Raw genomic sequence first — 23,151 nt, 5'->3', positions numbered from 1 at the left:
GCAGGATAAAGTCCTGTCTGACGCCGTTGCCATTTTTAAGTTTTTGCGAGTCCATCAAGTTTATATTAATCAGGAATAATCATAAGTGCAATCAGTGTAAGAAATATATAAAGAATATAAAAATGAAGATGACCGTGCTGTAGTTTTCTGATTGCAGTGAGTCTGTCGCTTACCAGGTGAAGTAGCGGAAGATATATTTTTTCAAGGACAGTTTCAGGAACATGGCTTGAGAATCTTGAGCTTTTTGGGAAAACAGACTTTATTTCCGGCTTATGGATTGTTGGCCAGAGAACTCCGGCAAACAGCCCTATTATCGTATCTGCAAATGAAGAAGCTGTGTATTGCATTCGGGGCGTAGGTTCGGTATAGCCGCATCCCCATGTCGTGCTCTTTTCGGAAGAAGCCTTTCTTATCCTCGCAAAATATAGACAAACAATGACAGATATAAGCGCAATCGCCATGATTGATATCCATTTAAAGGGAACAGCTTCGGCAAGGGCAATGTCAATCGCGGCTGAATGGTTCCAAACCCTGACAGCTGATTCCAGAACAGGCACAAGCATAAATGGTACAACGCCGATGAATACGCATATTGACGCAAGTACGGCCATGGGTATGCGCATGCTTAGGCCCGCTTCATGATCATGTTCTTGAAGCTGAAAACGTTCGGTTCCCAGAAAAACCACACCAAAAACCTTTACAAAACAGGCAAGCGCGAGTCCTCCGATAAGGGCAAGACATGGCGCAGCAAGAGCGCATGCTGCGGCAGATGCACCGTTCCCGCGTGCGGCGCTGCTGAAAAGCCCCAGATAAATAAAAAATTCGCTCACAAAACCATTCAGGGGAGGAAGCCCGCATATGGCAACTGCTCCGGTCAGAAAAAATGCGGCTGTCCAGGGCATTTTGCGCAGGAGTCCTCCCATCCGGTCAATCTCTCTTGTACCGACAGCGTGGATGACAGAACCTGCCCCAAAAAAGAGCAGCGCCTTGAATATAGCGTGGTTCATGACGTGCAGCAGGGCTCCTGCCATTCCAAGTATAATGAGTATTGACGATTTTTCTGATATTCCGATCAGGGAAAGTCCGATTCCCATCATGATAATTCCGATGTTTTCTATACTGTGATAGGCAAGAAGACGTTTTAAATCGTGCTGGGCTATGGCGAAAACCACCCCGAGAACACCTGAAACCACACCGACAGTCAGTATGGTAATTCCCCACCAGAGAGGAATGGCTTTGAAGAATGAAAGCAGGCGTAAAATACCATAAATACCGATTTTAAGAATGATCCCTGACATTACGGCCGAAACATGACTCGGAGCGTTTGCATGTGCAGATGGCAGCCATACATGGAAAGGCATTATTCCAGCCTTGATGCCGAATCCGAAAATACCGAGAAAAAAAAGGACTGTTGCCATGAAATTTCCTGCTTCTATGGATCCTGAACCAGGGAAAGCAAATGAACCAGAGGCATAATTAAGCATTGCGAAGAGTACAAACAGAGCAAGGGTGCCAATATGTGTGCAGATCAGATACAGGATACCTGCTTCACGAACTTCTGTGTCCGAATCATCTGCTGTTAAAACAAAAAATGCAGATATGGCCATTATTTCCCAGGCAAAAAGAAAAAGAGCCGCGGACCCGGCCATTACAACCCAGAGAATGGCTGAAGCCAGGGCTCCGAAAAAAAAAGTGAGTCGCCGGATGTTTTGCAAATTATCTTTGGCCGGCCAGTATTCGATGGAATAAATGCTGGCGCAAGCAGTTATTATGAAAACAGGAATCATGAAAAATGCTGAAAGGGAATCAACGGAACATATCATGGGACCCAGCGGCAAATGCCAGTTCAATTTGATGACTGTTTCAGTTTGGCTGGCAAGAACAGATATTGCTCCTGTCAGTCCTGTCAAGGCTGACAGCACCATCAGGCCCGCAGAAATACGCTGTCCGGCAGCCGGAGCAATAATCCCGAAAAGAATTGGAATGCCAGAGGCCAAAGAAATAAATGAAGACAAAATAATAAGTAAGACAGGCCATGATTCAATACTGGTTTCCATCATTTTGGCCTCCCTGGAGAACTGTCTATTTCCTTAAAAACGGCCATGATTGTTTCCTTGCTATCCTGATTTTGAAGAACGCTCCTCAAACGTTTTTCACGCAGCGCAAAGGCAAGTCGTGATAAAAGATGCAGATGTACTTTTACTGTGGGGCTTGTCAACGTAAACAGGATATTAACAGGCTTGGCGTCAAAGGCCTCGAAATCAATCGGCGTTTCAAGAAAACAGAGCGCAATCTTGGGTTTTGGGATCCGGAGCATGATGGGATTGCGGACGTGGGGTATTGCGATCCCGTCGCCGATGGCGGTTGTCCCCATGGCTTCCCTTGTTAAAAGTACCTGAAGGATAAATTCAGGATCCAGTTTATCCGGCAGATTGAGGCATTCCACAACATTTCTGAGAACAGTCTCCTTGTCATTCCCCTTGACTCCGAAATGAATGCCTCCTGATTCAATTGCTTCCATGAGGGTTGGCATGTGAATGTTTTCGTCATCATTTACTTTGAAAATTTCAGGATCTACCTTTAATCCTCTTTCTGTTGCCCATTCCAGAAGATCTGTCCTGTTTATCATTAGCTCGCCGCTTATCATTTCCGCCGGAAGGCCGTCCTTTTTTATCCAGCTCTGAATGACATTTTCAGTGACATTTATGGCTATGGCCGCATCCGATGTTTTTAACAGCATTAGAGATTCCTGAAGGATTAGATTGATGCGCCGTCTTGAAAGCATCCTAACTCATAACAAATCAAGCTGAAGGCGCAGAGTCTTGTCTATTTTTGCCATGATCGCTTTGGGTAAAAAACCTATACGTTCACCGATCACTCTGGATTTGTTGATGGTTATAATTATATGGGAGCTTACCTTTGCATCTTTCCCAAGTCCGTTTGAAACAGCAGGGATAAATGTCTCGAATTCATAAATTCTATCGAGATTGGAAAAGGCAAGCGGCAGAATGGTGACAACTGGTGAAAATTCGTTGCTTATATTGTTGCTGACCACAAGACAGGGGCAGAGATTTTTATTGTCTTTTTCAATATTTGGAAGGCTGACCTGGTATATTCCGCAACGTTTAAACATCAGGCTTCTCCATAAAAGCGGATTCGAATTTCTTGAGGACATCCACTGTCTCTTCGACAGTAGCCATGTATCCCTCAATGAGTTTCAGATGAGCTCTGTTTTTTATTTCCGAGAGTTTCTCGTCCGCCGCATCTTCAAGAAACTGACTCAGACCGAGCTGTCCATAGAGGGCCTTGATGTCATCCGCAATGTGGGTGGGAAGGGTGATATTGAGTCTGGTATTCACCATATAAAACTCCTGGATGTCTGATATTCTTATTGACGTATAAAAAAGTATAACATATTCTTTAGTAACATGTCATTAATATTCTAAATTCTGTCAGCCAGTGAATCTTTACATGGCCTTATGGTCATGCCAAATCCTAAAGTCTTTTCGGGCAAACCGCAGGCAAATAGCATAAAGGGGGCAGCCTCATGACAGATACCATAATACATTGCCTTGTTTTGCTGACGATGCCGCTTCTGCTTCCAGGAGTCATCGCTAAAACCAAGGCCGTATTCGCAGGACGCACAGGTTCTCCATGCTTTCAGTATTATTATGATTTTTTCAAGCTGCTCCGCAAAAATTCGGTTTTCAGCGAAACAACGACCTGGGTTTTCAAGGCCGGGCCTGTCATCAATCTGGCAGCAACTATCATTGCTGCCATGCTTGTGCCGTTCGGACGCCATCATTCTCCTGTGTCATTCAGCGGAGACATTATCCTCTTCGCCTATCTTTGGGGTCTGGCACGTTTTTTCACGACAATAGCGGCCCTTGATACAGGCTCAAGTTTCGAGGGAATGGGCGCTGCCCGCGAAGTTACTTTTTCATGTCTTGCCGAGCCGACATTATTTTTCGTCATGCTGACCATGTCCAGGTTGAGTGATTCTCTCTCTCTTTCCGAAATGCTTGGTTTCGCCACTCCGGCTATATGGTTCAAGGCTGGATCAACCATGGTTCTGATAGTTATTTCCCTGTTCATTATTCTGCTTGCCGAAAACTGCCGTATTCCTTTTGATGATCCGAACACACATCTTGAGCTGACAATGATCCATGAAGTCATGGTGCTTGACCACAGCGGGCCTGATTTTGGTTATATTATATACGGGGCAGCCATGAAGCTTTTCATAATAGGATCCATATTCATGAATATTGTAATGCCGGTCAAGACAGGTAATGCATATTCGGACTGGGGGCTGTTTATAATCGAAATGCTGTTTCTGGCCGTTGTAATCGGGTGCGTTGAATCAATGATGGCAAGACTGCGTATGATTCGTATACCCCAACTTCTGATTGCGGCAACGATTCTATCCGCTTTTTCCATTATGCTGATATTGAGGTGACAGATGGTCGGATTACAAGACGGAAGTTTTTTGGTTATTTTTGCAGATAAATTTCTTGTTGCAGTTATGCTTATTAATTTCGTTATGCTCGGATCAAGCCGAATGACATTTTGTATTCGTGCGGCAGCAATTCAGGGTGTAATTCTCGGAATAATTCCAGGATTTGTCCATTCCTTTTCATGGCACCTTGCAGGCATTTCCATTGGAATTGTCGTGATCAAGGGATTTATCATCCCTAAATTATTAAATAATGCTGTCCGTGACGTCCAAATAAAAAGGGAAATAGAACCTTTTCTCGGCTATATCCCGTCCATCATGCTTGGCGCTGTTTTAACCGCACTGTCATTTGTTTTTGCCGAAAAACTTCCGCTTGCACCTGAGCACAGGGATCTTCTTTTTGTGCCTGCCTCCATATCCACGATAATGACCGGATTTCTGCTTCTGACCACAAGGAAAAAAGCCATTTCGCAGGTAATAGGATATCTTGTTCTGGAAAACGGAATTTTCATATTCGGGCTTCTGCTTACAGAAGTGATGCCTGTTATGGTGGAAGCAGGGATTCTCCTTGACCTTCTTGTGGGAGTATTTGTCATGGCAATAGTAATTAACCATATCAGCCGGGAGTTTTCATCAATAGATACTTCCCGGCTCAGCATTCTGAAAGAGGAATAACAGTAATGCTCTATGCACTGTGTCTGCTGCCCATAGCCGGGGCTCTTGCCTCCTGGATAATTACAAATGACCGGTTTCGCCCGTATATTCTTCCTTTTGTGGCCTTGCCCCATCTTGCCATGACTTTTTTTATGTCAACCAATCCTCCTCCTCCATCTGCAAAAGGATGGATATGGCTTGACCCGCTTGGGGCTATAGTGCTTATCTGTATAAGCCTGCTGTTTGCTGTCTGCTCGGTTTATTCCGTCGGATATCTGAGTTATAGACGTGAGCGGCCGAATAAGATTCTCTGCATATGCCTGTTGATCTGTCTTTCAGCCATGACCATTGTAACAATGTCCCAACACCTGGGGCTGTTCTGGGTTGCCATTGAAACCACCACCGTAACCATGACTCCTCTTATATATTACAACCGCAATGCCCGTTCCATTGAAGCGACATGGAAATATCTGCTTATCTGCTCAGTCGGGATAGCCCTGGCTTTTTTAGGCCTTATGTTCCTTGCTTATTCAACCCATGTGGCGCATAAGGACGCGACTCTCCTGATGGGGCCTCTTATGGCTTCCGCGGCGGGACTAAATAAGGGATGGCTTCATGCCTCATTTATATTTCTTCTGGTCGGATACGGCTGTAAAATGGGATTGGCCCCGCTCCATGTCTGGAAACCGGACGCTTACGGCGAAGCTCCGGGACTTGTGGGAGCTCTTCTTGCCGGAGGCCTTGTCAACTGCGCTTTTCTTGCAATCATCCGAATTTATCAGGTCTGTATTGCATCTGATAGTGAGACGGTTTTTTTTCAGAATGCTCTCATCGGTATGGGGCTCGGTTCCATGGCGATTGCTGCCGTCTTTATGACAAAACAGACCGACTTTAAGAGAATGCTCGCCTATTCCAGTGTCGAGCATGTCGGAATTTTGGCCGTAGGGCTTGGGCTTGGAAAAGCGGCGGCATTTGCCACCCTGTTTCATCTTGTAAATAACGGGCTCACAAAAGGGGTTCTTTTTCTGTCTGCCGGAAATCTTCACAGATCATATTCCAGTAAAAATATCAGCGTGGTACGGGGAGGCATGACCAGACTTCCCTGGTCTGCATGGCTTTTTATGACAGGTTTCATAGCCATTACAGGCTCGCCTCCTTTTTCACCGTTCATAAGTGAATTCGGCATTATAAGCAGTTCCTTTGTTCATGGGCATTATATCATAGGGAGTATGTTCATCTTTTTTCTGGCCGTAATATTCATTGGAATGGCAAATATAGTAATACCTATGGTCATGGGAAAACCTCCCCAGGAAATAGAAACCACAAAATACAGAGACAGATTTCTCACCGTGGCTCCCCCTCTTTTCATGATGTTTGTGATTTTTCTGCTCGGAGTATGGCAACCCAGGTTTTTGACAAGGCTTTTGAATGAAGGAGCGGAACTTTTGAAGGTGAATCCATGAAAAACATTATGGGCTTCATCTATAATGGCACGACAATTACATATAACGATATTCCTGAGCTGGAACTGACGCGATTTTTACAGACGATCATTGATGCAACGGGCCTGGGCTGGCGAGTAGTTACATATTTCGGAATTCCTGGGAATGGAAAGACATCCCTTTGCTGCATCATGGCCTACAAGGTGGAAGGGCAGCTTGGGATCATGCGGACGACTGTCTGCGGAGACAGATTCCCCTCAATAGCCGAGCTGTGCCCCCAGGTTCAGTTGTTCGAGCGCGAAATTTCGGAACAGTGCGGAATAATTGCAGAAGACCATCCTTGGTTCAAGCCTGTAAGATTTCATAAATCGTTTGTTAATGGAATAAATGCATGGGGACAACCTGCTAACGAGCAAGCAAAAGCCGGAGCCATGGATTTTTATCAGGTTAAGGGAGAGGAAGTTCATGAAGTCGCTGTCGGTCCTGTTCATGCCGGAATCATAGAACCCGGGCATTTCCGTTTCCAATGCCACGGTGAAAAGGTCTTTCATCTTGAAATATCTCTTGGGTATCAACACCGGGGAATCGAGCAGGCAATGACAGGAGGCCCGTATCCGCGCAGTCTGAGTATGATGGAAACAGTCGCAGGCGATACCACCATCGGCCATACCCAGGCATACTGCATGATAATGGAATCTCTCTCAGGAACAAGATCACCAGCCTGTGCCGAAGGGCTCAGAGGCATTGCCCTTGAGCTTGAACGTCTTGCCAATCATACAGGGGATCTTGGGGCCATATCAGGCGATGTCGGCTATCTGCCCACAGCGTCTTTTTGCGGACGCATCCGGGGCGACTTTCTGAATATGAGCGCGGTTTTGTGCGGAAGCAGATTCGGACGCGGTTTTATTACTCCAGGAGGAACGGTATTTACTCTGTCCCTTGATCAGCGCGATCACCTTCTAAAAAGTCTGGAACATGCTGGCAAAGATCTGGCAAGCGCAGTTGATCTTCTTTGGAAAACTCAGTCCGTAATGAGCAGACTCGAGGGAGCAGGCGAACTATCCCCGGTATCAGCCGAAGAACTTGGGCTGGTCGGCCCTGCCGCAAGGGCATGCGGACTCAAGCGGGATGTCCGTCATGATTATCCCTTTGGAATTTTCAGAATGTCGCACATACCAATGGCCACCGGCTATCATGGAGACGTATGCGCCAGAGCCATGATTCGCTGGCAGGAAGCACAAAAATCCATTGCCTTTATTTCAGACCAGCTTCGTCATATGCCGGCAGGAGCACACAGAAAAGAGGCAGCAGCATCCACCCTGTCCTGCGGCAAGTTGTCTGTGGCCATGACAGAGGGCTGGAGAGGTGAAATATGCCATGTTGCAGTTACTGATGAAACAGGAAGATTTTTGCGTTACAAGATAACGGATCCATCTTTCCATAACTGGCAGGGATTGGCAATGGCCATGCGGGACCAGCAGATCTCGGATTTTCCTCTGTGTAACAAGAGCTTTAACCTTTCTTACTGTGGCTTTGATTTGTAAGGTCTGGCTATATCGTCCTTTATCCGTAATCCGACATCAGGGTTTCTGATCTCAGAATTTGGATTTATGATTGATTCAGGCAGGTCAATATTTGATGGCGTCGCAAAAACTCAAAAAAGGCAATGGAGTCATGCCGGACTTGATCCGGCATCTGCGTATTTTCAGATACTTCTGGATTTCGGCCTGCGCCGGAAAGACGAAAATTGGACTTTTTGCGACCTTGTCCATATTTAACTGGAGGATAGCCAATTGAAAAGGATAATGGTTTTATGATCAGTGAGATTATTGCCCGATTCAGACAGGGGCATCAGACAACTAAGTATCCAAAAACCAAGGTCATAATGCCTGAAAGATTTCGGGGCTATCCTGTGATCAGCGCGGAAATATCTCCTGACGAATTCGGCCTGATTGCAAAAGCCTGCCCTTTCGGAGCGCTGTCTTTTTCGACAGGTTTGTCCCTTGATATGGGCAAATGTCTTTTCTGCTCTGAATGTCCTGCAAAAGAAGCCGTGTCATTCACAGATGACCCAAGACTGGCCGTGAATGACCGTGACCAGCTATTAATAGCATCAGATGGAGATCGTCATTTTGCCCGACCCCTTTCCAGGGATCTGCTCAAGCTGTTTAAACGTTCTCTTAAATTAAGGGAAGTCAGCGCAGGTGGATGTAACGCATGCGAGGCTGACACAAATGTTCTTTCAACCATAGGCTGGGATCTCGGACGTTTCGGGGTGCAGTTTGTTGCAAGCCCTCGCCACGCAGACGGACTATGGATTACCGGCCCTGTCACGGAAAACATGAAGGATGCCCTGCTTAAGACATACGAGGCAATCCCGTCACCAAAAATTGTGGTGGCCTGCGGATCATGCGCCATAGGCGGAGGTCCTTTCCAGGGGCTGCCTGCGGTGAATAACGAAATTTTAGGCGTTATTCCAGTTGATCTTTATATTCCGGGTTGCCCGCCTCATCCTGTAACGATCCTTGACGCTATTTTGAGGATTCTGGGCCTAGTAAATAAGCTAAATGAATGATTTATTGGGGCTTCAGGCGTGATAAAAAATTATTTCCGGCAGCTCAACAGCTGTAAGCATATTGCCGTAGACAGCTCCAGTGTCGATTCCTATAAGATTCTCAGTAATAAAAGGAGTATCAAAGGGGGTGTGGCCAAAGACAATTGTCTGCTTTTTCCAGATATAATCTTTCATATCCATTTTATGAGGCCTTGAGTTCAACAGGGCGTCGAGCCTTGTTTTTTCAGGCTCAAGCCCCGGGGTAATACCTGCATGTACGAAGATATAGTCTTCTGTTCTGAAAAAGGGTTTGAGATTTCTTATGAAATGTCTGTGGTTTTCAGGCATAAACAAAAGATCCCTCAGCGACCTTGCGTCTTTTTCACCATAGCATTCGAGTGTGTTTTCAATTCCCATTAACCTGAGCGTTCTGAGATCATCGGGATCAGGTTTTTTTGAATACTCGAGAAGGCTGTGCTCATGATTCCCAAGAAGAAACACCGCATGAGCCGCGATTTTTTCTATCTCAAGAAGAAAATCCATGACTTTCCTTGTTTCAGAGCCTCTGTTTATATAATCCCCAAGAAAAACGATCAGGTCATTTTCAGGATTGAATGGGATGCGTTTCATTAGATTTTCAAGCTTGTCCAAGCACCCGTGGATGTCTCCTACGGCAAATATTTTTCCTGAAAACAGGGGCTCTTCCATTTTTTATCCTATCTTGTAAGATTTCAGCTTACGCCATAGGGTTGTTCGAGGAATATCAAGAATCTGGGCTGTTTCAGCCTTGTTGTATCCTGTCTTTTCAAGAATCCTTGATATGTATCTTTTTTCAATCTCAGCCAGGGTTACAAGTCCTTCTCCCTCAATATTGTCAAACTCAAGTTGCTGAAGATCCTGGGGCAGATCCTGGGCTCTTATCATCTCGCAGTCAGTAAGTGCCACAGCTCTTTCTACTATGTTTTCAAGCTCGCGGACATTGCCAGGATAAGTGTAGTTCATGAGTATTTGCAGTGCATGGGGCTGTATATCCGAGACTTTCTTGTGAAATGCCAGGCTGAATTTTTCCATGAAATGGTTTATGAGGATAAGAATATCTTCCCTTCGTTCATCAAGGGATGGCAGATGAAGCATTACAACATTCAGGCGGTAGAAAAGATCCTCCCTGAAATTTCCTATGGCAACCTCATGCCTCAGATCACGATTTGTGGCTGCGATCACCCTTATATCCAGATCTATGGGTCTTACTCCACCAACCCTTAGAATGGATCTGTCCTGAATGACATGGAGCAGTTTCACCTGCATCGAAAGCGGCATTTCCCCGATTTCATCAAGAAACACAGTTCCACCTGTGGCAGACTCAAGAAGCCCTACTTTGCTGGCCGTAGCACCTGTAAAAGCTCCTTTTTCATATCCGAAAAGTTCGCTCGCGATCAGTTCATCTGTAAACCCTCCGCAGTTAAAACTGACAAAATGGCTGTCTTTTCTTCTGCTGAGCTGATGAATGGCCTTTGCAACCAGCGCCTTTCCTGTTCCGCTCGCTCCCTGAAGAATAACATTGCAGTCAACCGGAGCAAGTTTCCTGATCATGGAAAAAAGATCCTGCATAGGCTGGCTTACGCCAAGGATTGAGTGAAGCCCTGTTCCTCCCTTGAGCGCTTCCCTCAGTCTCAGGTTTTCCATCCTGAGTTCTATCTTTTCTGAAGCGCTCTTTGCCAGAAGTCTTATTTCATTCATATTGAATGGTTTTGTCACATAATGATAAGCACCTTCTTTTATTGCCTCTATGGCTGTTTCTATGCTGGCATATCCTGTGATTATTATTACTTCTGTCTCTTCACGGACCGATTTTGTCTTTGCGAGAATATCAATTCCGTTTCCGTCCTTGAGCTTCAGGTCTGAAAAAACTATGTCAAAAGGATTCTGTCTCATCTTCGCGAGAAATGATTCAGCCGTGGTAAAGGCTTCTACGTCATAAGCGTCTTTGGTCAGTGCCTGACTCAATCTTCGGCAAACTATTATTTCATCGTCCAGAACCGCTATTCTCATTTTGAATCTTGCCATTCCTGGTCATTAAGGCTTTCCTGTTCACATTCTCCGGAAACAGGAAGGAAAACCGAAAATACGCTGCCTTTACCTTTTTCGCTCCTTGCCTCTATTTTGCCGCCATGCCTCATTATGATGGAATATGAAACTGAAAGACCGAGTCCTACACCCTGACCAACCGATTTGGTCGTATAAAAAGGTTCGAATATACGTTCCAGAGTCTCGGATTCTATGCCGCCGCCAGTGTCTTCCACATCAAAACGCACAAAGCATGGAGGATCTTCCGATACCTTTACGATCAGGGTGCCGCCTTCCTGCATAGCATGAACGGCATTTAGAAAGAGATTCATGAAAACCTGCTGGAGATTTCTCAGATTGCCTCGTACAGCCGGAAGGTTATCCTGGATGTCATATTTAATGGTGATACCTGCGAGTCTGGTTTGGTTTTTGACCAGAGCAGCCGTGCTTGCGACAATATTTACTGCGTCAAGGTCTGAAAAATCAGGATTTTCAGATCTTGAAAAATCAAGCAGGTTTCTTACTATGTCCCCGGCTCTTTCAGCCTGATCAAGAATGTCGTTCATAAGTTCTTTTGCATCGTCATCCATTGATTCGAAATGATTTTCGACAAAAGTTTCGGCGGTCAGGGAAATATTATTGATAGGATTATTCAGCTCATGGGCTATGCCTGCGGTGAAAGTTCCAAGCGCCGCTATTTTTTTTGCATGCAGAAGATCTTTGTGATTGGTTTCTATCTCGTGGGCCATTCTGTTAAATGCCCTGATAAGTCGGGATATTTCATGCGGGTGAAGCTCCATATAAGGAGCCGGGCTGAAATCGCCCTTGGCAACCCTTCTTATGGTGTGATGCAAAGCCTTGAGGGGCTTTAAAAGTCCCTGGGATATAAGCTTTATGACAAGCATTGTTAGAAGCAGGCAAATACCAAGAAAGGCAAAGGGAAGAAAAGAAGCCCTGAAAAGTGCTCTGTGCACAAGAAGTTTTTTGGTCGCAAGCAGGTGTTCGGAAAAATCGACCATTGCTTTTCCTGCAAGACGGATTTCCTCGTTTTTTAGTCCGTTTGTCATACCTCTTGCATAAAGATCCATGTCATTTTCATAGGTTTTCAGATTAGCAAGAAAATTGTCAAAAGAAGCCTTGTCCGTGACGCGTATTATGTCCCTCGATAATTCACTGGACAGGGAATCTATCTTCTCAAGATATTCTGCTCCCTCCCTGAGGCTTTCCATATCATGGTAAAGCAGGAAGTTTTTTTCAAATCTTCGAACCTCAAGAATATTATTGAGAAGATCATAATATCGCTCACCCCTCAACAGGCTCGCTTTCACACTCGACAGACTCCAGAAATTAAGCAGAGTCAGCCCGACAAGTGAAATAAAGGTTGCTGTAAAAATAATGAATATCTGACCCTTTATTGATGTCAGTATTGTTTTAAGTTTTGAATTTCCTTTGGAACCTAATGACGACATGCTGAATTGCCTTTGGCGGCGATTAATTGCAAAACTGAAACGAATAATCAGATGTCTGCGTTGCTGGCCTGGGTCTGATAATCCGAATTTTAAGGCCTTGCTATTCGCTGAACTCGACTACATGATCAAAAACCACTTTTGCGTTTTTCACCCCTTTTACCGAAAGAGCCTTTTTTCTGATTTCACTGGAGAAGGTTTCTGTGTCAACATCCCCTATTTTGCACTTGATTGTTATTTGTCCGTCACTTGCGGTTACTTTGGAGTCAGGAATTATTTCCATGATGGCTGCTTTTACAAGTGCAATATCCCTTATTGTGGCGAGTGATTCGTTATTTGTTTCAAAAGCTTTTCTTTTTACTGCCTCGCATATTATATCAGCCGCGTCTTCGACATTAAGGCTTTTCAAGTTTATGATAAGATCGTAGAGGGATGAGTCAGAAGTATCAACGCCGTATAGATACGTGCTCCATTTAATTCTCTGATCGTCATTCTTTCTGATCATGATTTCCGCTTCCTCTGCCGAAACGTTTTCCCTCTCCATTTCAAGCCTGATTCTTTCATTCATGTCAGCCACTATCCTTACCTTTAAAACATTAGGGATATTTCTGACAAGAAAATGGCCCGCAAGCCCATGATATACAATATTGTCCTCACTTAAAAATTGCAGCAGGGCGGCTTCGATATAGGCCAGGCATCTTTCCCTCCCATAGGTGAACCTTTCAATCAGAGAAGGGACATCGTGAATGGCTTTTCTGAGTTTAAGCTCAGAAACATGGAATATTTCTGATGCGTCCAGAAGAATTTCCCTTGAAATGCATGCATATTTCAATCTTTTTGCGACCAGTTCAGCTACTTCTTTTCCTCTGCTGCAACATCCTCTTGAGATTGTAATAATTGCCATTTCATTTTCCTTTTCTGTTATGGGGAAATAATAAGCCCGCCGGTCAGCTGGCAATGACCGGCGGGATAAATTTTCCGACTGTCAGAGCGTCGCGGATCTGTCAGAAAATTGGGGGCATGGTTTTTTGTTTTGTACTAAGGACCGCGCCGATCTGATTATTGTATATTTTTAAACAGATGTCGAAGCGGCGCAATTCAGATTATATCATCTCTTCGGCTATGTTTTTGTTACCAGCCATTCCTGCTTCTGCTTTTTTACCCTTCCACATGCTGCCTAATATGATTCCAGCGCCAGAGAGCAGGGCCAAGCACATGATTCCAAAGCTTATGTTCCCAAGAAGTTTTACTGTTCCTTCACTCATTTCAATCAGGTTGAGCTTAACCAGATATTTGGGGATGGCAAATCCGCGGCTAACAGCAACAACAAGCATTATGAATGCCATTACAAATTTAATCATATGTTCTTTTACATAGGTCGTACCTATTGCGCCAAGTTGCACTCCGAGCAATGAACCTGCGAGTATTATGAGTGTCAGTCTGATATCTATCATTCCGCTCATTGCCCAGTTGATGGAGCCTCCAAATCCCATGCAGAAAGCAACAACAAGTTCTGAGGCTGACGCTACAAAACTTGATGCTCCAAGTACATAGATCATTCCAGGTACGCCGATAAAACCACCAACCGCTATTGTAGCAGCAAGCATACCCGTAGCTAATCCCACCGGAACTGTAAACCAAAGAGAAACTCTGATATTTGCGGTTTTGAAATGGATCATTGGAGGAATGTTGATGGCCTGAATTTTTTGGGCGAGTGTTACCTTTTTGCTTTTTCCGGTTTCTTTTCCTGATCCAGACTTGACTGCATCATAAAAAACGAATCCGCCAACAATGGTAAGAATTGAAAGGAACGAGATGCTTACATAAAGATCAGATCCTGCCTGACCCCAGGCATCCAGAATAAGATGCTGGATTTTGATGCCTATCTGAACTCCGACTGTTGCAGATATTGCCATTATAAGACCAAGTTTTATATCAACCTGGCCGTATTTGAATCTTTTGTACGCGCCGACAAGCGCTTTGGGAAATTTGTGGCACATATTGCTGGCAATAGCTACTGTGCCTGGAACTCCAAGGCTCATCATACCTGGCGTCAGAACGAAGGCTCCTCCTGAACCTATGAAACCGCTCACAAGACCGCCTATGAAGCCAACAACGAAAAGAAACGAAACTGACATCATATTCAGATCAATGAATTGAGTTACTTCGGGCATTATTTTTTGTCCTCCTAAAAGGCCTGTAGGTTATTTAAATTTAAAACTTATGCAGCTGCCGCCATTTCCACAACATCCATATCATCCATTGATTCGCAAGCTTTTGGGGTAACAGCCTCTATTCCGAGCAATGACCAGAGATTTCCCGCAAATGCACCGTGCACAAAAGAAAAAATGAAAACAGTTACTATGGGAAGAGCTGAATAAAGCCCTCCTTTGGTGAAATAACTCATAACGATTTCTGCATGGGTGAATACTGCCGCATAAAGAGCTACTGAAATAATTCCATAGATAAGAGTCTTGATGCCATAGCTGTTTTTGTTTTCTGAAGCTGTTTTACCCATAAAACCTCCTTTAAATCCCTTTTTAATGTTAGCTGCTGTTTTTATTTTATAAACTGGCACTGTTACGTTGCCTTTAATTCTTTCATATGCCGCGTGATCATCCGTAATTATGAAATCAACTCTCTTGAGCTTGTGACATAGTTCCCATGACGCTTTCCCCGGTTCTTCTGCCATAAATATATGTTTGAAATCAGTTCCTGCCGCCCAGGCTGTTTTTTTGAATTTTGAAATCTGTTTTTCTTCTTGTGATGCGAAAACAGCTAAGAGATTTTTTTTGATGGGCTGCTCAGCCAAGCTGACAGCAAAAATCTGGCATTCTGTCCTTCCACTCAGCTGAATGGCAAAGTCCATGATTTCATCCTGAAATCCAAGACTCGTACTGATCACAAGAATTTTTTCTTTTTCTGAAAAGATAATAGCCATGGCCCCGTGTTGATTGAATTGTTTCTTAAAAATGCTTCAAATAGTTTGAATAACAGTTTGGGTTTCTATATCAAAAGGCGTGCCATGTGGTTTGATAGGTTGTAACTATCTTGAATAATAGCTATTTGTGCTTAATTGTCGGATGGGGGAAGTTTTGTTGTCTGTGTTGCAATTTGTAACGTTCGTGGGTGAGTGAATAAAAGTAGTTATAATTAAGGATGTTATGATGGTGTTGCAATTTTAATGGTGTTGCGTTTATGCAACAGGGGCCGTTGGGGTGAAGCGTGGATGGGGAATTTATTAGGTTGTTTGTTCAATTTTATCAAGATAGATAGGCCGGTAAAGGAATCAATTGTAAATTCTTGGGTGTTGCGCATGAATTTATCTCATGATAGGAGTTTGGTAGCTTAACCGCATACAATTGGAGCTTTTTTTGACAAAACTATCTGTCTGAAGTGCATCAAGTTTGAGAAAGCAGCAAAAAGTCTGATTACTGTTATTCCGGCGCAGGCAGGAATCCAGAAGTATCTGATAATACAGGACGCTGGATTAAACCAGGCATGACGCCAATGCCCTTTTTTGATTTTTTGCGAGACCGTCAAGTTTTTATTCAATATTAAAGCGTCTTAGCTTTCTCCACAAAGAAACCCTGTCTATGTCGAGTATTTCGGCTGCCCTTGTTCTGTTTTTGCCAACCTGCTGAAGCACCCACAGTATGTATTCCTTTTCGTTTTCTTCGAGGGTCATGAATTCATTATGCCTTCTTGTTGTTATTCTGAATCCCATTTTCTGGAGGTCAGGGGGTAGCTCCTTGACGTTTATTGTTTTTCCGGCTGAAAGAGTTACGGCTCTCTCCATTATATTTTCAAGTTCCCTAATATTCCCTGGAAATTCGTAGTTCATAAGAATGTCGAGCGACTCGTCCGAAATATTTATTTCAGGCTTACCCGTAGCCCTTGAGAAATTGTCGAGGAAATGTCTGCAAAGAATGGGAATATCATCTTTCCTTTCTGATAGGGCAGGGAGGTGAAGTGTGATGACGTTAAGCCTGAAGTAAAGATCCTGTCTGAATGCTCCTTTTTCAACCTCATCCTTCAGATTTCGGTTTGCCGCTGCTATGAACCTTACATCTATCGGGATTTCCTTTGTGCCGCCGACTCTTATGAGGTTCTTTTCCTGTATGACTCTTAGAAGCTTTATCTGCATCTGCATGGGCATGTCCGCAATTTCATCAAGAAAAACAGTGCCCCCGGCCGCGGATTCGATCAAGCCTTTCTTGATTCCCCTTGCTCCTGTGAAAGCGTCTTTTTCATGACCGAACAGTTCATTGGCAAGCAGATTTTCATTCAGGGCCCCGCAATTCAGTGCCATGAATCTTGCTTCAGACCTGTTGCTGAGATTATGGATTGTTTTTGCGACAAGTTCTTTACCAGTCCCTGTCTCACCCTGGATAATGACACTACAGTCAGTCGGCGCAATTTGGGCAATGGTTGCCTTCAGGGCCTCAATTTTTTGGCTGTTTCCTTTTATGAGGGAAAAATCGTTTTCAGAGCCTATTTTACTCCTGAGATCCCTGACTTCAAGCTTAAGCGTTTTCTTTTCAAGGGCCTGCCTGACAAGAATTCTCACGTCATCAAGTCTATAAGGCTTGGGAATATAGTAGTATGCTCCGTTCTGCATGGCTTTTACAGCGTTTGAAACTGTTGCGTAACCTGTGACTATTATCACTTCGGTATAAGGATTTTTGATTTTTGCGTTTTCCAGAACTTCTATACCATCAGCCCCATCCATTCTTAGATCGGTAATGACAAGATCAAAATCAGAGGATTGAATTTCAGTTATTGCGTCGGAACCATTTGATACGCTTGATACTCCGTAGCCTTCTTTTTTAAGAACATATTCCAGATTTTCCCTGGCTATTTTTTCATCGTCTGCAACAAGAATTTTGAAACTTTGGTTCATTTTCTGATCAATCTCCGGTGTGATGAATAAATAAAGGCAATTCCACAATGAATCTTGCCCCTTTGCCTTTTAAGCATTCGGCGCTGATTTTCCCGGAATGCTGCTTTATTATTCCGTAAACAATGGATAGCCCAAGACCAGTTCCTGAAGAAGTTTCCTTTGTGGTGAAAAAAGGGTCAAATATCCTTGACAGGTTTGTATCTGAAATACCCGGCCCCGTATCATCAACCGTTATTAAAACGGTCTGGTCAAGTATGCTTGTCTTTGCCCTGATGGATATTTCGCCTTTGTTTTCACCTATGGCCTCGGCGGCATTCAGTATTATATTTATGAAAGCCTCCTGCATCTGTCCCTGATCCATATTTAAAGTGATATCAGGGATGTCGGTTTTTATTTCAATACATGGCGGAATCTGCCCTGCCACAAGCTTTAGGACTTTTGATGCCAGTTCCTTGAGTGATGATGGTTTAAGGGAGAATTCCTTGCTCCTTGAGAATTCAAGAAGCCCCCGCACTATGTCTCTCGCTCTTTGAACTTCGTGCTCGCTGTTTTCAAGCATCTGTCTTAAAAAGGCATTTTCTTTTTCGTCAAGCTCCTCAATAACAATTTGGCACGAAGTGGATATATTGTTCAAAGGATTATTGAGCTGGTGAGCTATGCCTGCGGCCATGATCCCTATGGAAGAAAGTTTCTGGGCCTGAATAAGTTGCTCCTGCCTTTTCTCAAGCTCTGATATCATTTTATTGAATGCCACCACAACTTTTCCTGCCTCGTCGTCATGCCATTTATTTTCTGAATTAATAAGGTCGAAATTGCCCTGGGCGATCTGATACGTCGCCTTTTCTATGAGTTTAAGTGGCCTGACAATTTTTCTGCTGATCACCACCGCCAGAAAGCCACCCATGATAGTCAGCACAAGAATTGAATAAATCATGTGGGTTTTCAGTTTCGCAATTATCAGAAATATTTTTTGTCTTTCTATTGTGACAAGCTCCTGGGACATTAGAATCAGATTTTTACCTTTTTCCCGGACATTTTCCTCAAATGGGGCGCATGTCGGCCCCTTTTTACCTTCTATGCATTTTTCAACACTGTCCATGCTTTTGTCATAAGAATCAAGCTCTGACTTGAGATTCCCAAGAAGCTCACCAAGGTTGTGAGCTTTTAATTCAGGCATGATTGTTCTGATGGTTTCAATGGCTTTAAGCGTATACCTGTGATTAGCCACCAGATCATCCGGCGATCCATAGAAAAAAAAGTTTTTTTCGCTTCTTCTTATTTCTAATATATTATTGCTTATGTCATCCGTGATTTCTGAAGTTCTGTGGATGTTTTCCATCTCACTCAGGTAACTGTATGAAAAGCCTCCGATTGCAGTTATAGCCACAAGGCATCCGGCCATGAAGAAAAAAACTCTCTGCCTTATATTCATGATAAAGGGGAAAGAACCTGCCATACACTCCTCTGTCGAAAATTCGAAATTTTTTAAGATGCTTCCAAGCTGTTCATAGATTAATGGAGTCAGGGTGTCTAAATAAATTTTTTCATTATAATAAAGAATCCTTGTCTTTCAATGTTTGACTTGACCTTGACAGGTGGGCTATTATGGCAAAAAAAAAAGAATCTTCTTCAAAATATTTTTTTAAATACCTAAGCCTGTTTTCTTGAAGTCCATCCACACTATTATATTGTCATAATTGGAAAAACATAAAAAATGGTGTTGTAGCTGCATAAGATAAATCTGGATTTTGGGTTCAGGCGGAGTATTCTTCTTCTTAAAGGAATCTATATGGATAAAAATCTGATAGCTCAGCCTTTTCCTGTTGCGAAATCTGACCTCAAGAAAATTGTATATGGAGCCTGTTTCTTTGCCAGCGGAGGTGGCGGTCCAATCTCCATGGCAATCGATTTTCTGGATAAAATAAATAAAACCGTCTATTTCATAAATACCGACAGATTGGAGCTTGATAAATACTGCATAGCCATTGCTGACATGGGGTCTCCCGACGCAGGGAAAGAGGGCAAGGGATATACTGCTCCTGTCAACGTTTTCAAGGTTATGGCTGATTACCTCTCGAAGCAGGGCGATGCTGTGTCATGTATTCTTCCTTTTGAACTCGGAGCTGTAAACACGCTTATTCCATTTTATGTGGCATCCCAGATGGATTCGCCAATTCCTGTCATAAACGCCGATCCTGCTGGAAGGGCTGTGCCCGAGCTTGAAATGACCCTGCTTGACATGGCCGGAACTCCGATATGCCCCGGAGCTGTCGCCTCTGATACTGCTCCTGACGGGACATATCAATCCCAGATGTTTTTTGATCTTGATCCTGATCAGTTAGAGGATGCGTCAAGGGATGTAGTTATCGGTTACGGCGGCGTTGGAGGCCTCGCTTGCTATCCTATAATATGCAGTCAGCTTGATTCCACAAAGTCTGAAAACGAAAAAAAACTTATACAAGGATCTGTGGGGCTTGCCTGGAATATTGGCGAGCAGCTTCTGAAGTTTCAGCCCCTTTCAAGTTTGCAGAAACTTCTTAGCTCCTTTAATATCAGAAGCTATATGTGGATTTCTGGCAAGATAACAAAAATTGATAACAGATCATGCGGTGGCTTTGATGTTGGTAAAGTCATTCTGTCGGCTCAGGAAAGGGAAATCTGGATCTATTACAAGAACGAAAGCCTTCTTGCATGGGATCCCCAGGCTTCAAAGCCCCTTGGAATGGGGCCGGACGGTATCGCGTTTGTGCTTGCAGAGGATCATGTCTACGAGTCAGGCACGCCTGTGAGCAATGCCGATATTTCTGAAGGGGTTTCCTACAACGTGATGGGGTTCACATCATTTGAAAAACTCCGCAATCAGACTCTGGTCAATATGTTCATGAAAAATATCCAATCCATAGTCGCGGCTTTTCCTGAGGATCATGTAAATGTTGATGTGTATGTGCCTATTGAAAAGCTCAATGCAGGCATTTAGATAGAGATAGGGTTTTCAATATAAAAGTCCCTGTTTTCCAGTTGAACGTGCGGCAGCATTTTTTTAGTCTCTGTTCCCTTTAAGTCTGGATAAGGATATATACAAATACCTATTTGATATTCAAATATAGAAAAACTGAATTTGCCACCCAAAATTAAGCCGATTTGTAGGTCTGATTTGAGCGTCCTTTGCCCATAATCCGGCATTCAGCTGGAACTTGAGCACAACGCTTTTTTAAGGGGCTCACACGGTCAGGGCAGTATCGCCTGTAATGATTTAAACCCAATTTTATGAAATTCAATCAATCTTTAACTTGCCGGGTTGTCAGCTTCCATGTGAATATAATTAAGTTGTACTTGGATAAGCCTGTTAATGTAAACGGGTAAGTACAGAATTAGTTGTACGTGATTGGACATACATACCTTATACCTGAGTGAATGAGAGTTGTTTATGGATGAATCTGGTTCCAATGCCTTATTGGCAGGCATATTTTTCAGAGAGCTGTGGGATAATTCTCCTGATAATATGTTTGTTGTCAGAAGAGAAGGCACGGATTTTTTCATTCATTCCGTAAATCCAGCCCAGGAAAGGGCTGTCAGCGCCAAAAGTTCTGAACTAAAGGGTAAAAAACTTTCAGAAGCTTTTCCTTCCACACTTTATGAGCGGTTTGCATCAAATTACAGTAAATGCCTGGAAGGGCGTATTCCTGTTCGCTATGAAGAGGCTTTCTTAAATGCAAATGGTTGTTATACATACTGGGAAACCTTTCTTCTGCCGGTTTTTACCGAAGATGACGGAGGCGAGTATGTATACGGAATATGCAAGGATATTACTTCTTTAAGGGAAACTGAACATAAATATTCTGAGTTGAGCAAGGCAGCTGAACAGGCCGGCAAGTCCAAGATTTCCTTTCTTGCCAATATGAGTCACGAAATGCGGACTCCTCTCAATGGAATAAGCAGTGCTGTATCGCTTTTTGTGGAAAGTTCAGACCAGAAGGAGAAACATGAACTTGCTAATATCATCAATTCATCTGTTGAGTCTCTTTCAAGAATCACGAATGACGTGCTTGATTTTGCAAGACTTAATTCAGGAACTTTAAGGCTTGAATTGTCTGAGTTCAGCTTTTCAGGACTGATACAGCATGTGTTTCAGATTGTCTCTCCCATGATCGCCGGAAAGAGTATTTCTCTTTTATGTGATGTTTCCGATAATCTGCCTGACGTCCTTTATGGAGATACGGTCAGAATAGGCCAGATAATGACCAATCTGATCGGCAACGCCATAAAATTTACTAATTATGGAGAGGTGAAGGCTTCAGTCTTTGTTCTTGAAGCAGATGCAGGTATGGTAAAGGTTGAAGTCTCTGTCCATGATACAGGTATAGGAATCCGTGAAGAGGATATATCCAGCCTGTTTCAGCCATTTTCCCAGATTGACAGCTCAAGTACGAGGAAATTTTCAGGCGCCGGTCTTGGCCTTGCCATAACCAGGCATCTTGCTGAACTGATGGGCGGATATGTAACAGTAAAGAGCAGCCCAGGCCAGGGAAGTGTTTTCAAGGTTATGCTTCCCCTGAAAACAGCCATTCCACTCAGTATTAGCAAACCGGAGTTTTCTGCGACAAAAAAACTGCCTGATGATTCTTCTTCGAGCCATGAGTCCGAAAAAACCGTGGTTTTGTCGGAAGTGAGGGGGCTTGTCCTGATTGTTGAGGATAATCATGTAAACAGTATGGTCGCATCCAGAATTCTCAAGAAAGGTGGGTTTGGGTCAGTCTGTGTTTTCAATGGTCAGGAGGCTGTTGATTATTGCATGAAAAAACCTGTGGATATAATTCTGATGGACTGGCATATGCCTGTGATGGATGGTCTTGAAGCAACGAGGATAATACGCAGGCTTCCAGGATGTCTTTCCCTGCCCATAATCGGGCTGACCGCAAACGCACTCAAGGAGCACATGGATTTTTGCATTGGTGCGGGCATGAATGATGTTCTGACCAAGCCTATTGATCGTGAACAGATGCTTTTAAAAGTCAGGTATTGGATGGGACTTAATTGAGCAATATTTGCTTTTGTGATCTGTTTTTTGGGGACTTAGTATGATTTCGGAAGACGGAAAAAAAGAAATCCCCCTGTATAGGGAATACAGGGGGATACATATAAAAATTACTGCTTAAAGCAGGGATCGCCTGGCTCCCCAGCACGGACTTGAACCGCGGACTTAGTGGTTAACAGCCACTCGCTCTGCCGACTGAGCTACTGGGGAATAATTTTGATTTCCTGTCCCATTTAAGGGGCGTTTCCGAAAATCTGCGTCTATATACATGAGGAGGCTTTTATATGTCAAGCATAAAAATTGAAGGCGTTTTAAAAAACTGATTAACTAAATGGAAGTTTTGTTTCTATATGAAGTCGCTAAATTTTCATTGCAGCATCCCCTTAAAATTGATGGACTCGCAAAAAGTCAAAAACAGGTGGTGTCTTCATGCCGGACTTGATCCGGCATCTTTGTATTTTAAGATATTTCTGGATTCCGGCCTGCGCCTGAATGACTGGAATCTCACTTTTTGCGACTTTGATAAAATTAATTTCTGATTAATTGTCAAATATATCCCGTTTCGGCATTTTGCTCTAAT

General features: G+C 43.6%; 19 protein-coding genes and 1 tRNA gene. 7 read left to right on the top strand and 13 right to left on the bottom strand.

Annotated elements, in window-relative coordinates:
* Nucleotides 1–65 precede the first annotated feature (65 nt).
* The 4 genes from K245_RS0104490 to K245_RS0104475 are packed head-to-tail and all read right to left on the bottom strand — an operon-like array spanning nucleotide 66 to nucleotide 3,362.
* Nucleotides 66–2,060 carry a proton-conducting transporter transmembrane domain-containing protein gene (locus K245_RS0104490; protein WP_027358348.1) on the bottom strand — a complete coding sequence of 665 codons (1,995 nt, stop codon included), beginning with the start codon at nucleotides 2,058–2,060 and terminating at the stop codon, nucleotides 66–68.
* Nucleotides 2,057–2,740 carry a PTS sugar transporter subunit IIA gene (locus K245_RS0104485; protein WP_027358347.1) on the bottom strand — a complete coding sequence of 228 codons (684 nt, stop codon included), beginning with the start codon at nucleotides 2,738–2,740 and terminating at the stop codon, nucleotides 2,057–2,059. The genes K245_RS0104490 and K245_RS0104485 overlap by 4 nt, the downstream gene beginning before the upstream one ends.
* A gap of 51 nt (nucleotides 2,741–2,791) precedes the next feature.
* Nucleotides 2,792–3,133 (bottom strand): type II toxin-antitoxin system PemK/MazF family toxin, encoded by a 342-nt coding sequence (locus K245_RS0104480; RefSeq protein WP_027358346.1) that lies wholly within the window; start codon nucleotides 3,131–3,133, stop codon nucleotides 2,792–2,794.
* The gene (locus K245_RS0104475) at nucleotides 3,126–3,362 is read right to left on the bottom strand and encodes a hypothetical protein (RefSeq protein WP_027358345.1); all 237 of its coding nucleotides are present in this window, start codon (nucleotides 3,360–3,362) and stop codon (nucleotides 3,126–3,128) included. The genes K245_RS0104480 and K245_RS0104475 overlap by 8 nt, the downstream gene beginning before the upstream one ends.
* 185 nt (nucleotides 3,363–3,547) lie before the next feature.
* Between K245_RS0104475 and K245_RS0104470 the strand changes: the two genes are divergently transcribed.
* The 5 genes from K245_RS0104470 (at nucleotide 3,548) to K245_RS0104445 (ending at nucleotide 9,124) form a co-directional block, all read left to right on the top strand.
* A complete protein-coding gene (locus K245_RS0104470; protein WP_027358344.1) occupies nucleotides 3,548–4,456 on the top strand; it encodes a respiratory chain complex I subunit 1 family protein in 909 nt (302 codons plus the stop codon).
* A 3-nt stretch (nucleotides 4,457–4,459) separates the two neighbouring features.
* Nucleotides 4,460–5,128, top strand: coding sequence for a hydrogenase (locus K245_RS0104465; RefSeq protein WP_051283865.1), 669 nt, complete (start codon nucleotides 4,460–4,462; stop codon nucleotides 5,126–5,128).
* 5 nt (nucleotides 5,129–5,133) lie between these two features.
* Nucleotides 5,134–6,570 carry a proton-conducting transporter transmembrane domain-containing protein gene (locus K245_RS0104460; RefSeq protein WP_027358342.1) on the top strand — a complete coding sequence of 479 codons (1,437 nt, stop codon included), beginning with the start codon at nucleotides 5,134–5,136 and terminating at the stop codon, nucleotides 6,568–6,570.
* The gene (locus K245_RS0104455) at nucleotides 6,567–8,093 is read left to right on the top strand and encodes a hydrogenase large subunit (RefSeq protein WP_027358341.1); all 1,527 of its coding nucleotides are present in this window, start codon (nucleotides 6,567–6,569) and stop codon (nucleotides 8,091–8,093) included. Before K245_RS0104460 ends, K245_RS0104455 begins: the two co-directional genes overlap by 4 nt.
* Before the next feature lie 269 nt (nucleotides 8,094–8,362).
* Nucleotides 8,363–9,124 (top strand): NADH-quinone oxidoreductase subunit B family protein, encoded by a 762-nt coding sequence (locus K245_RS0104445; RefSeq protein ID WP_027358340.1) that lies wholly within the window; start codon nucleotides 8,363–8,365, stop codon nucleotides 9,122–9,124.
* A 12-nt stretch (nucleotides 9,125–9,136) separates the two neighbouring features.
* Here K245_RS0104445 and K245_RS0104440 read toward each other — a convergent pair whose 3' ends face one another.
* The 8 genes from K245_RS0104440 to K245_RS0104400 all read right to left on the bottom strand — a co-directional run bounded on the left by K245_RS0104440 (nucleotide 9,137) and on the right by K245_RS0104400 (nucleotide 18,992).
* Nucleotides 9,137–9,811: a metallophosphoesterase family protein gene (locus K245_RS0104440; protein WP_027358339.1), complete on the bottom strand. Its 675-nt coding sequence runs from the start codon at nucleotides 9,809–9,811 to the stop codon at nucleotides 9,137–9,139.
* 3 nt (nucleotides 9,812–9,814) lie between these two features.
* A complete protein-coding gene (locus K245_RS0104435; RefSeq protein WP_027358338.1) occupies nucleotides 9,815–11,167 on the bottom strand; it encodes a sigma-54-dependent transcriptional regulator in 1,353 nt (450 codons plus the stop codon).
* A complete protein-coding gene (locus K245_RS23060) occupies nucleotides 11,149–12,636 on the bottom strand; it encodes a sensor histidine kinase (protein ID WP_051283864.1) in 1,488 nt (495 codons plus the stop codon). Before K245_RS23060 ends, K245_RS0104435 begins: the two co-directional genes overlap by 19 nt.
* Before the next feature lie 100 nt (nucleotides 12,637–12,736).
* Complete coding sequence (locus tag K245_RS0104425; protein ID WP_027358337.1) at nucleotides 12,737–13,537, bottom strand: cytidylate kinase-like family protein; 801 nt, start codon at nucleotides 13,535–13,537, stop codon at nucleotides 12,737–12,739.
* A 199-nt stretch (nucleotides 13,538–13,736) separates the two neighbouring features.
* Nucleotides 13,737–14,807 (bottom strand): sulfite exporter TauE/SafE family protein, encoded by a 1,071-nt coding sequence (locus tag K245_RS0104420; RefSeq protein WP_035276458.1) that lies wholly within the window; start codon nucleotides 14,805–14,807, stop codon nucleotides 13,737–13,739.
* A gap of 47 nt (nucleotides 14,808–14,854) precedes the next feature.
* A complete protein-coding gene (locus K245_RS28015) occupies nucleotides 14,855–15,574 on the bottom strand; it encodes a hypothetical protein (protein WP_198013827.1) in 720 nt (239 codons plus the stop codon).
* Between the two features lie 606 nt (nucleotides 15,575–16,180).
* Nucleotides 16,181–17,536 carry a sigma-54-dependent transcriptional regulator gene (locus K245_RS0104405; RefSeq protein WP_027358333.1) on the bottom strand — a complete coding sequence of 452 codons (1,356 nt, stop codon included), beginning with the start codon at nucleotides 17,534–17,536 and terminating at the stop codon, nucleotides 16,181–16,183.
* Between the two features lie 7 nt (nucleotides 17,537–17,543).
* A complete protein-coding gene (locus K245_RS0104400; protein ID WP_027358332.1) occupies nucleotides 17,544–18,992 on the bottom strand; it encodes a sensor histidine kinase in 1,449 nt (482 codons plus the stop codon).
* Between the two features lie 333 nt (nucleotides 18,993–19,325).
* On the opposite strand from K245_RS0104400, the gene K245_RS0104395 reads away from it, so the two are divergent.
* Together K245_RS0104395 and K245_RS23055 are read left to right on the top strand one after the other, a co-directional pair.
* Complete coding sequence (locus K245_RS0104395) at nucleotides 19,326–20,513, top strand: S-methyl thiohydantoin desulfurase domain-containing protein (RefSeq protein WP_027358331.1); 1,188 nt, start codon at nucleotides 19,326–19,328, stop codon at nucleotides 20,511–20,513.
* A 450-nt stretch (nucleotides 20,514–20,963) separates the two neighbouring features.
* Nucleotides 20,964–22,574, top strand: coding sequence for an ATP-binding protein (locus K245_RS23055; RefSeq protein ID WP_027358329.1), 1,611 nt, complete (start codon nucleotides 20,964–20,966; stop codon nucleotides 22,572–22,574).
* A 131-nt stretch (nucleotides 22,575–22,705) separates the two neighbouring features.
* On the opposite strand, the gene K245_RS0104380 is transcribed toward K245_RS23055, so the two are convergent.
* Nucleotides 22,706–22,781: transfer RNA gene (locus K245_RS0104380), tRNA-Asn, on the bottom strand.
* Nucleotides 22,782–23,151 lie beyond the last annotated feature (370 nt).

Source organism: Desulforegula conservatrix Mb1Pa (assembly GCF_000426225.1).
In the GTDB taxonomy this organism is placed as follows: Bacteria; Desulfobacterota; Desulfobacteria; order Desulfobacterales; family Desulforegulaceae; genus Desulforegula; species Desulforegula conservatrix.
Note: the sequence above shows the minus strand (reverse complement) of the source record. Positions and strands in the feature narration are given on the sequence as shown.

What these genes read in the sequence shown, in the direction of transcription:
- K245_RS23055 (WP_027358329.1), top strand. Translation starts at nt 20,964, where the DNA reads ATGGATGAATCTGGTTCCAATGCCTTATTGGCAGGCATATTTTTCAGA.
- K245_RS0104465 (WP_051283865.1), top strand. Translation starts at nt 4,460, where the DNA reads ATGGTCGGATTACAAGACGGAAGTTTTTTGGTTATTTTTGCAGATAAA.
- K245_RS0104485 (WP_027358347.1), bottom strand. Translation starts at nt 2,740, where the DNA reads ATGCTGTTAAAAACATCGGATGCGGCCATAGCCATAAATGTCACTGAA.
- K245_RS0104395 (WP_027358331.1), top strand. Translation starts at nt 19,326, where the DNA reads ATGGATAAAAATCTGATAGCTCAGCCTTTTCCTGTTGCGAAATCTGAC.
- K245_RS0104420 (WP_035276458.1), bottom strand. Translation starts at nt 14,807, where the DNA reads ATGCCCGAAGTAACTCAATTCATTGATCTGAATATGATGTCAGTTTCG.
- K245_RS0104490 (WP_027358348.1), bottom strand. Translation starts at nt 2,060, where the DNA reads ATGATGGAAACCAGTATTGAATCATGGCCTGTCTTACTTATTATTTTG.
- K245_RS0104425 (WP_027358337.1), bottom strand. Translation starts at nt 13,537, where the DNA reads ATGGCAATTATTACAATCTCAAGAGGATGTTGCAGCAGAGGAAAAGAA.
- K245_RS0104445 (WP_027358340.1), top strand. Translation starts at nt 8,363, where the DNA reads ATGATCAGTGAGATTATTGCCCGATTCAGACAGGGGCATCAGACAACT.
- K245_RS0104435 (WP_027358338.1), bottom strand. Translation starts at nt 11,167, where the DNA reads ATGGCAAGATTCAAAATGAGAATAGCGGTTCTGGACGATGAAATAATA.
- K245_RS23060 (WP_051283864.1), bottom strand. Translation starts at nt 12,636, where the DNA reads ATGTCGTCATTAGGTTCCAAAGGAAATTCAAAACTTAAAACAATACTG.
- K245_RS0104475 (WP_027358345.1), bottom strand. Translation starts at nt 3,362, where the DNA reads ATGGTGAATACCAGACTCAATATCACCCTTCCCACCCACATTGCGGAT.
- K245_RS0104480 (WP_027358346.1), bottom strand. Translation starts at nt 3,133, where the DNA reads ATGTTTAAACGTTGCGGAATATACCAGGTCAGCCTTCCAAATATTGAA.
- K245_RS0104455 (WP_027358341.1), top strand. Translation starts at nt 6,567, where the DNA reads ATGAAAAACATTATGGGCTTCATCTATAATGGCACGACAATTACATAT.
- K245_RS28015 (WP_198013827.1), bottom strand. Translation starts at nt 15,574, where the DNA reads ATGGCTATTATCTTTTCAGAAAAAGAAAAAATTCTTGTGATCAGTACG.
- K245_RS0104405 (WP_027358333.1), bottom strand. Translation starts at nt 17,536, where the DNA reads ATGAACCAAAGTTTCAAAATTCTTGTTGCAGACGATGAAAAAATAGCC.
- K245_RS0104440 (WP_027358339.1), bottom strand. Translation starts at nt 9,811, where the DNA reads ATGGAAGAGCCCCTGTTTTCAGGAAAAATATTTGCCGTAGGAGACATC.
- K245_RS0104470 (WP_027358344.1), top strand. Translation starts at nt 3,548, where the DNA reads ATGACAGATACCATAATACATTGCCTTGTTTTGCTGACGATGCCGCTT.
- K245_RS0104460 (WP_027358342.1), top strand. Translation starts at nt 5,134, where the DNA reads ATGCTCTATGCACTGTGTCTGCTGCCCATAGCCGGGGCTCTTGCCTCC.
- K245_RS0104400 (WP_027358332.1), bottom strand. Translation starts at nt 18,992, where the DNA reads ATGGCAGGTTCTTTCCCCTTTATCATGAATATAAGGCAGAGAGTTTTT.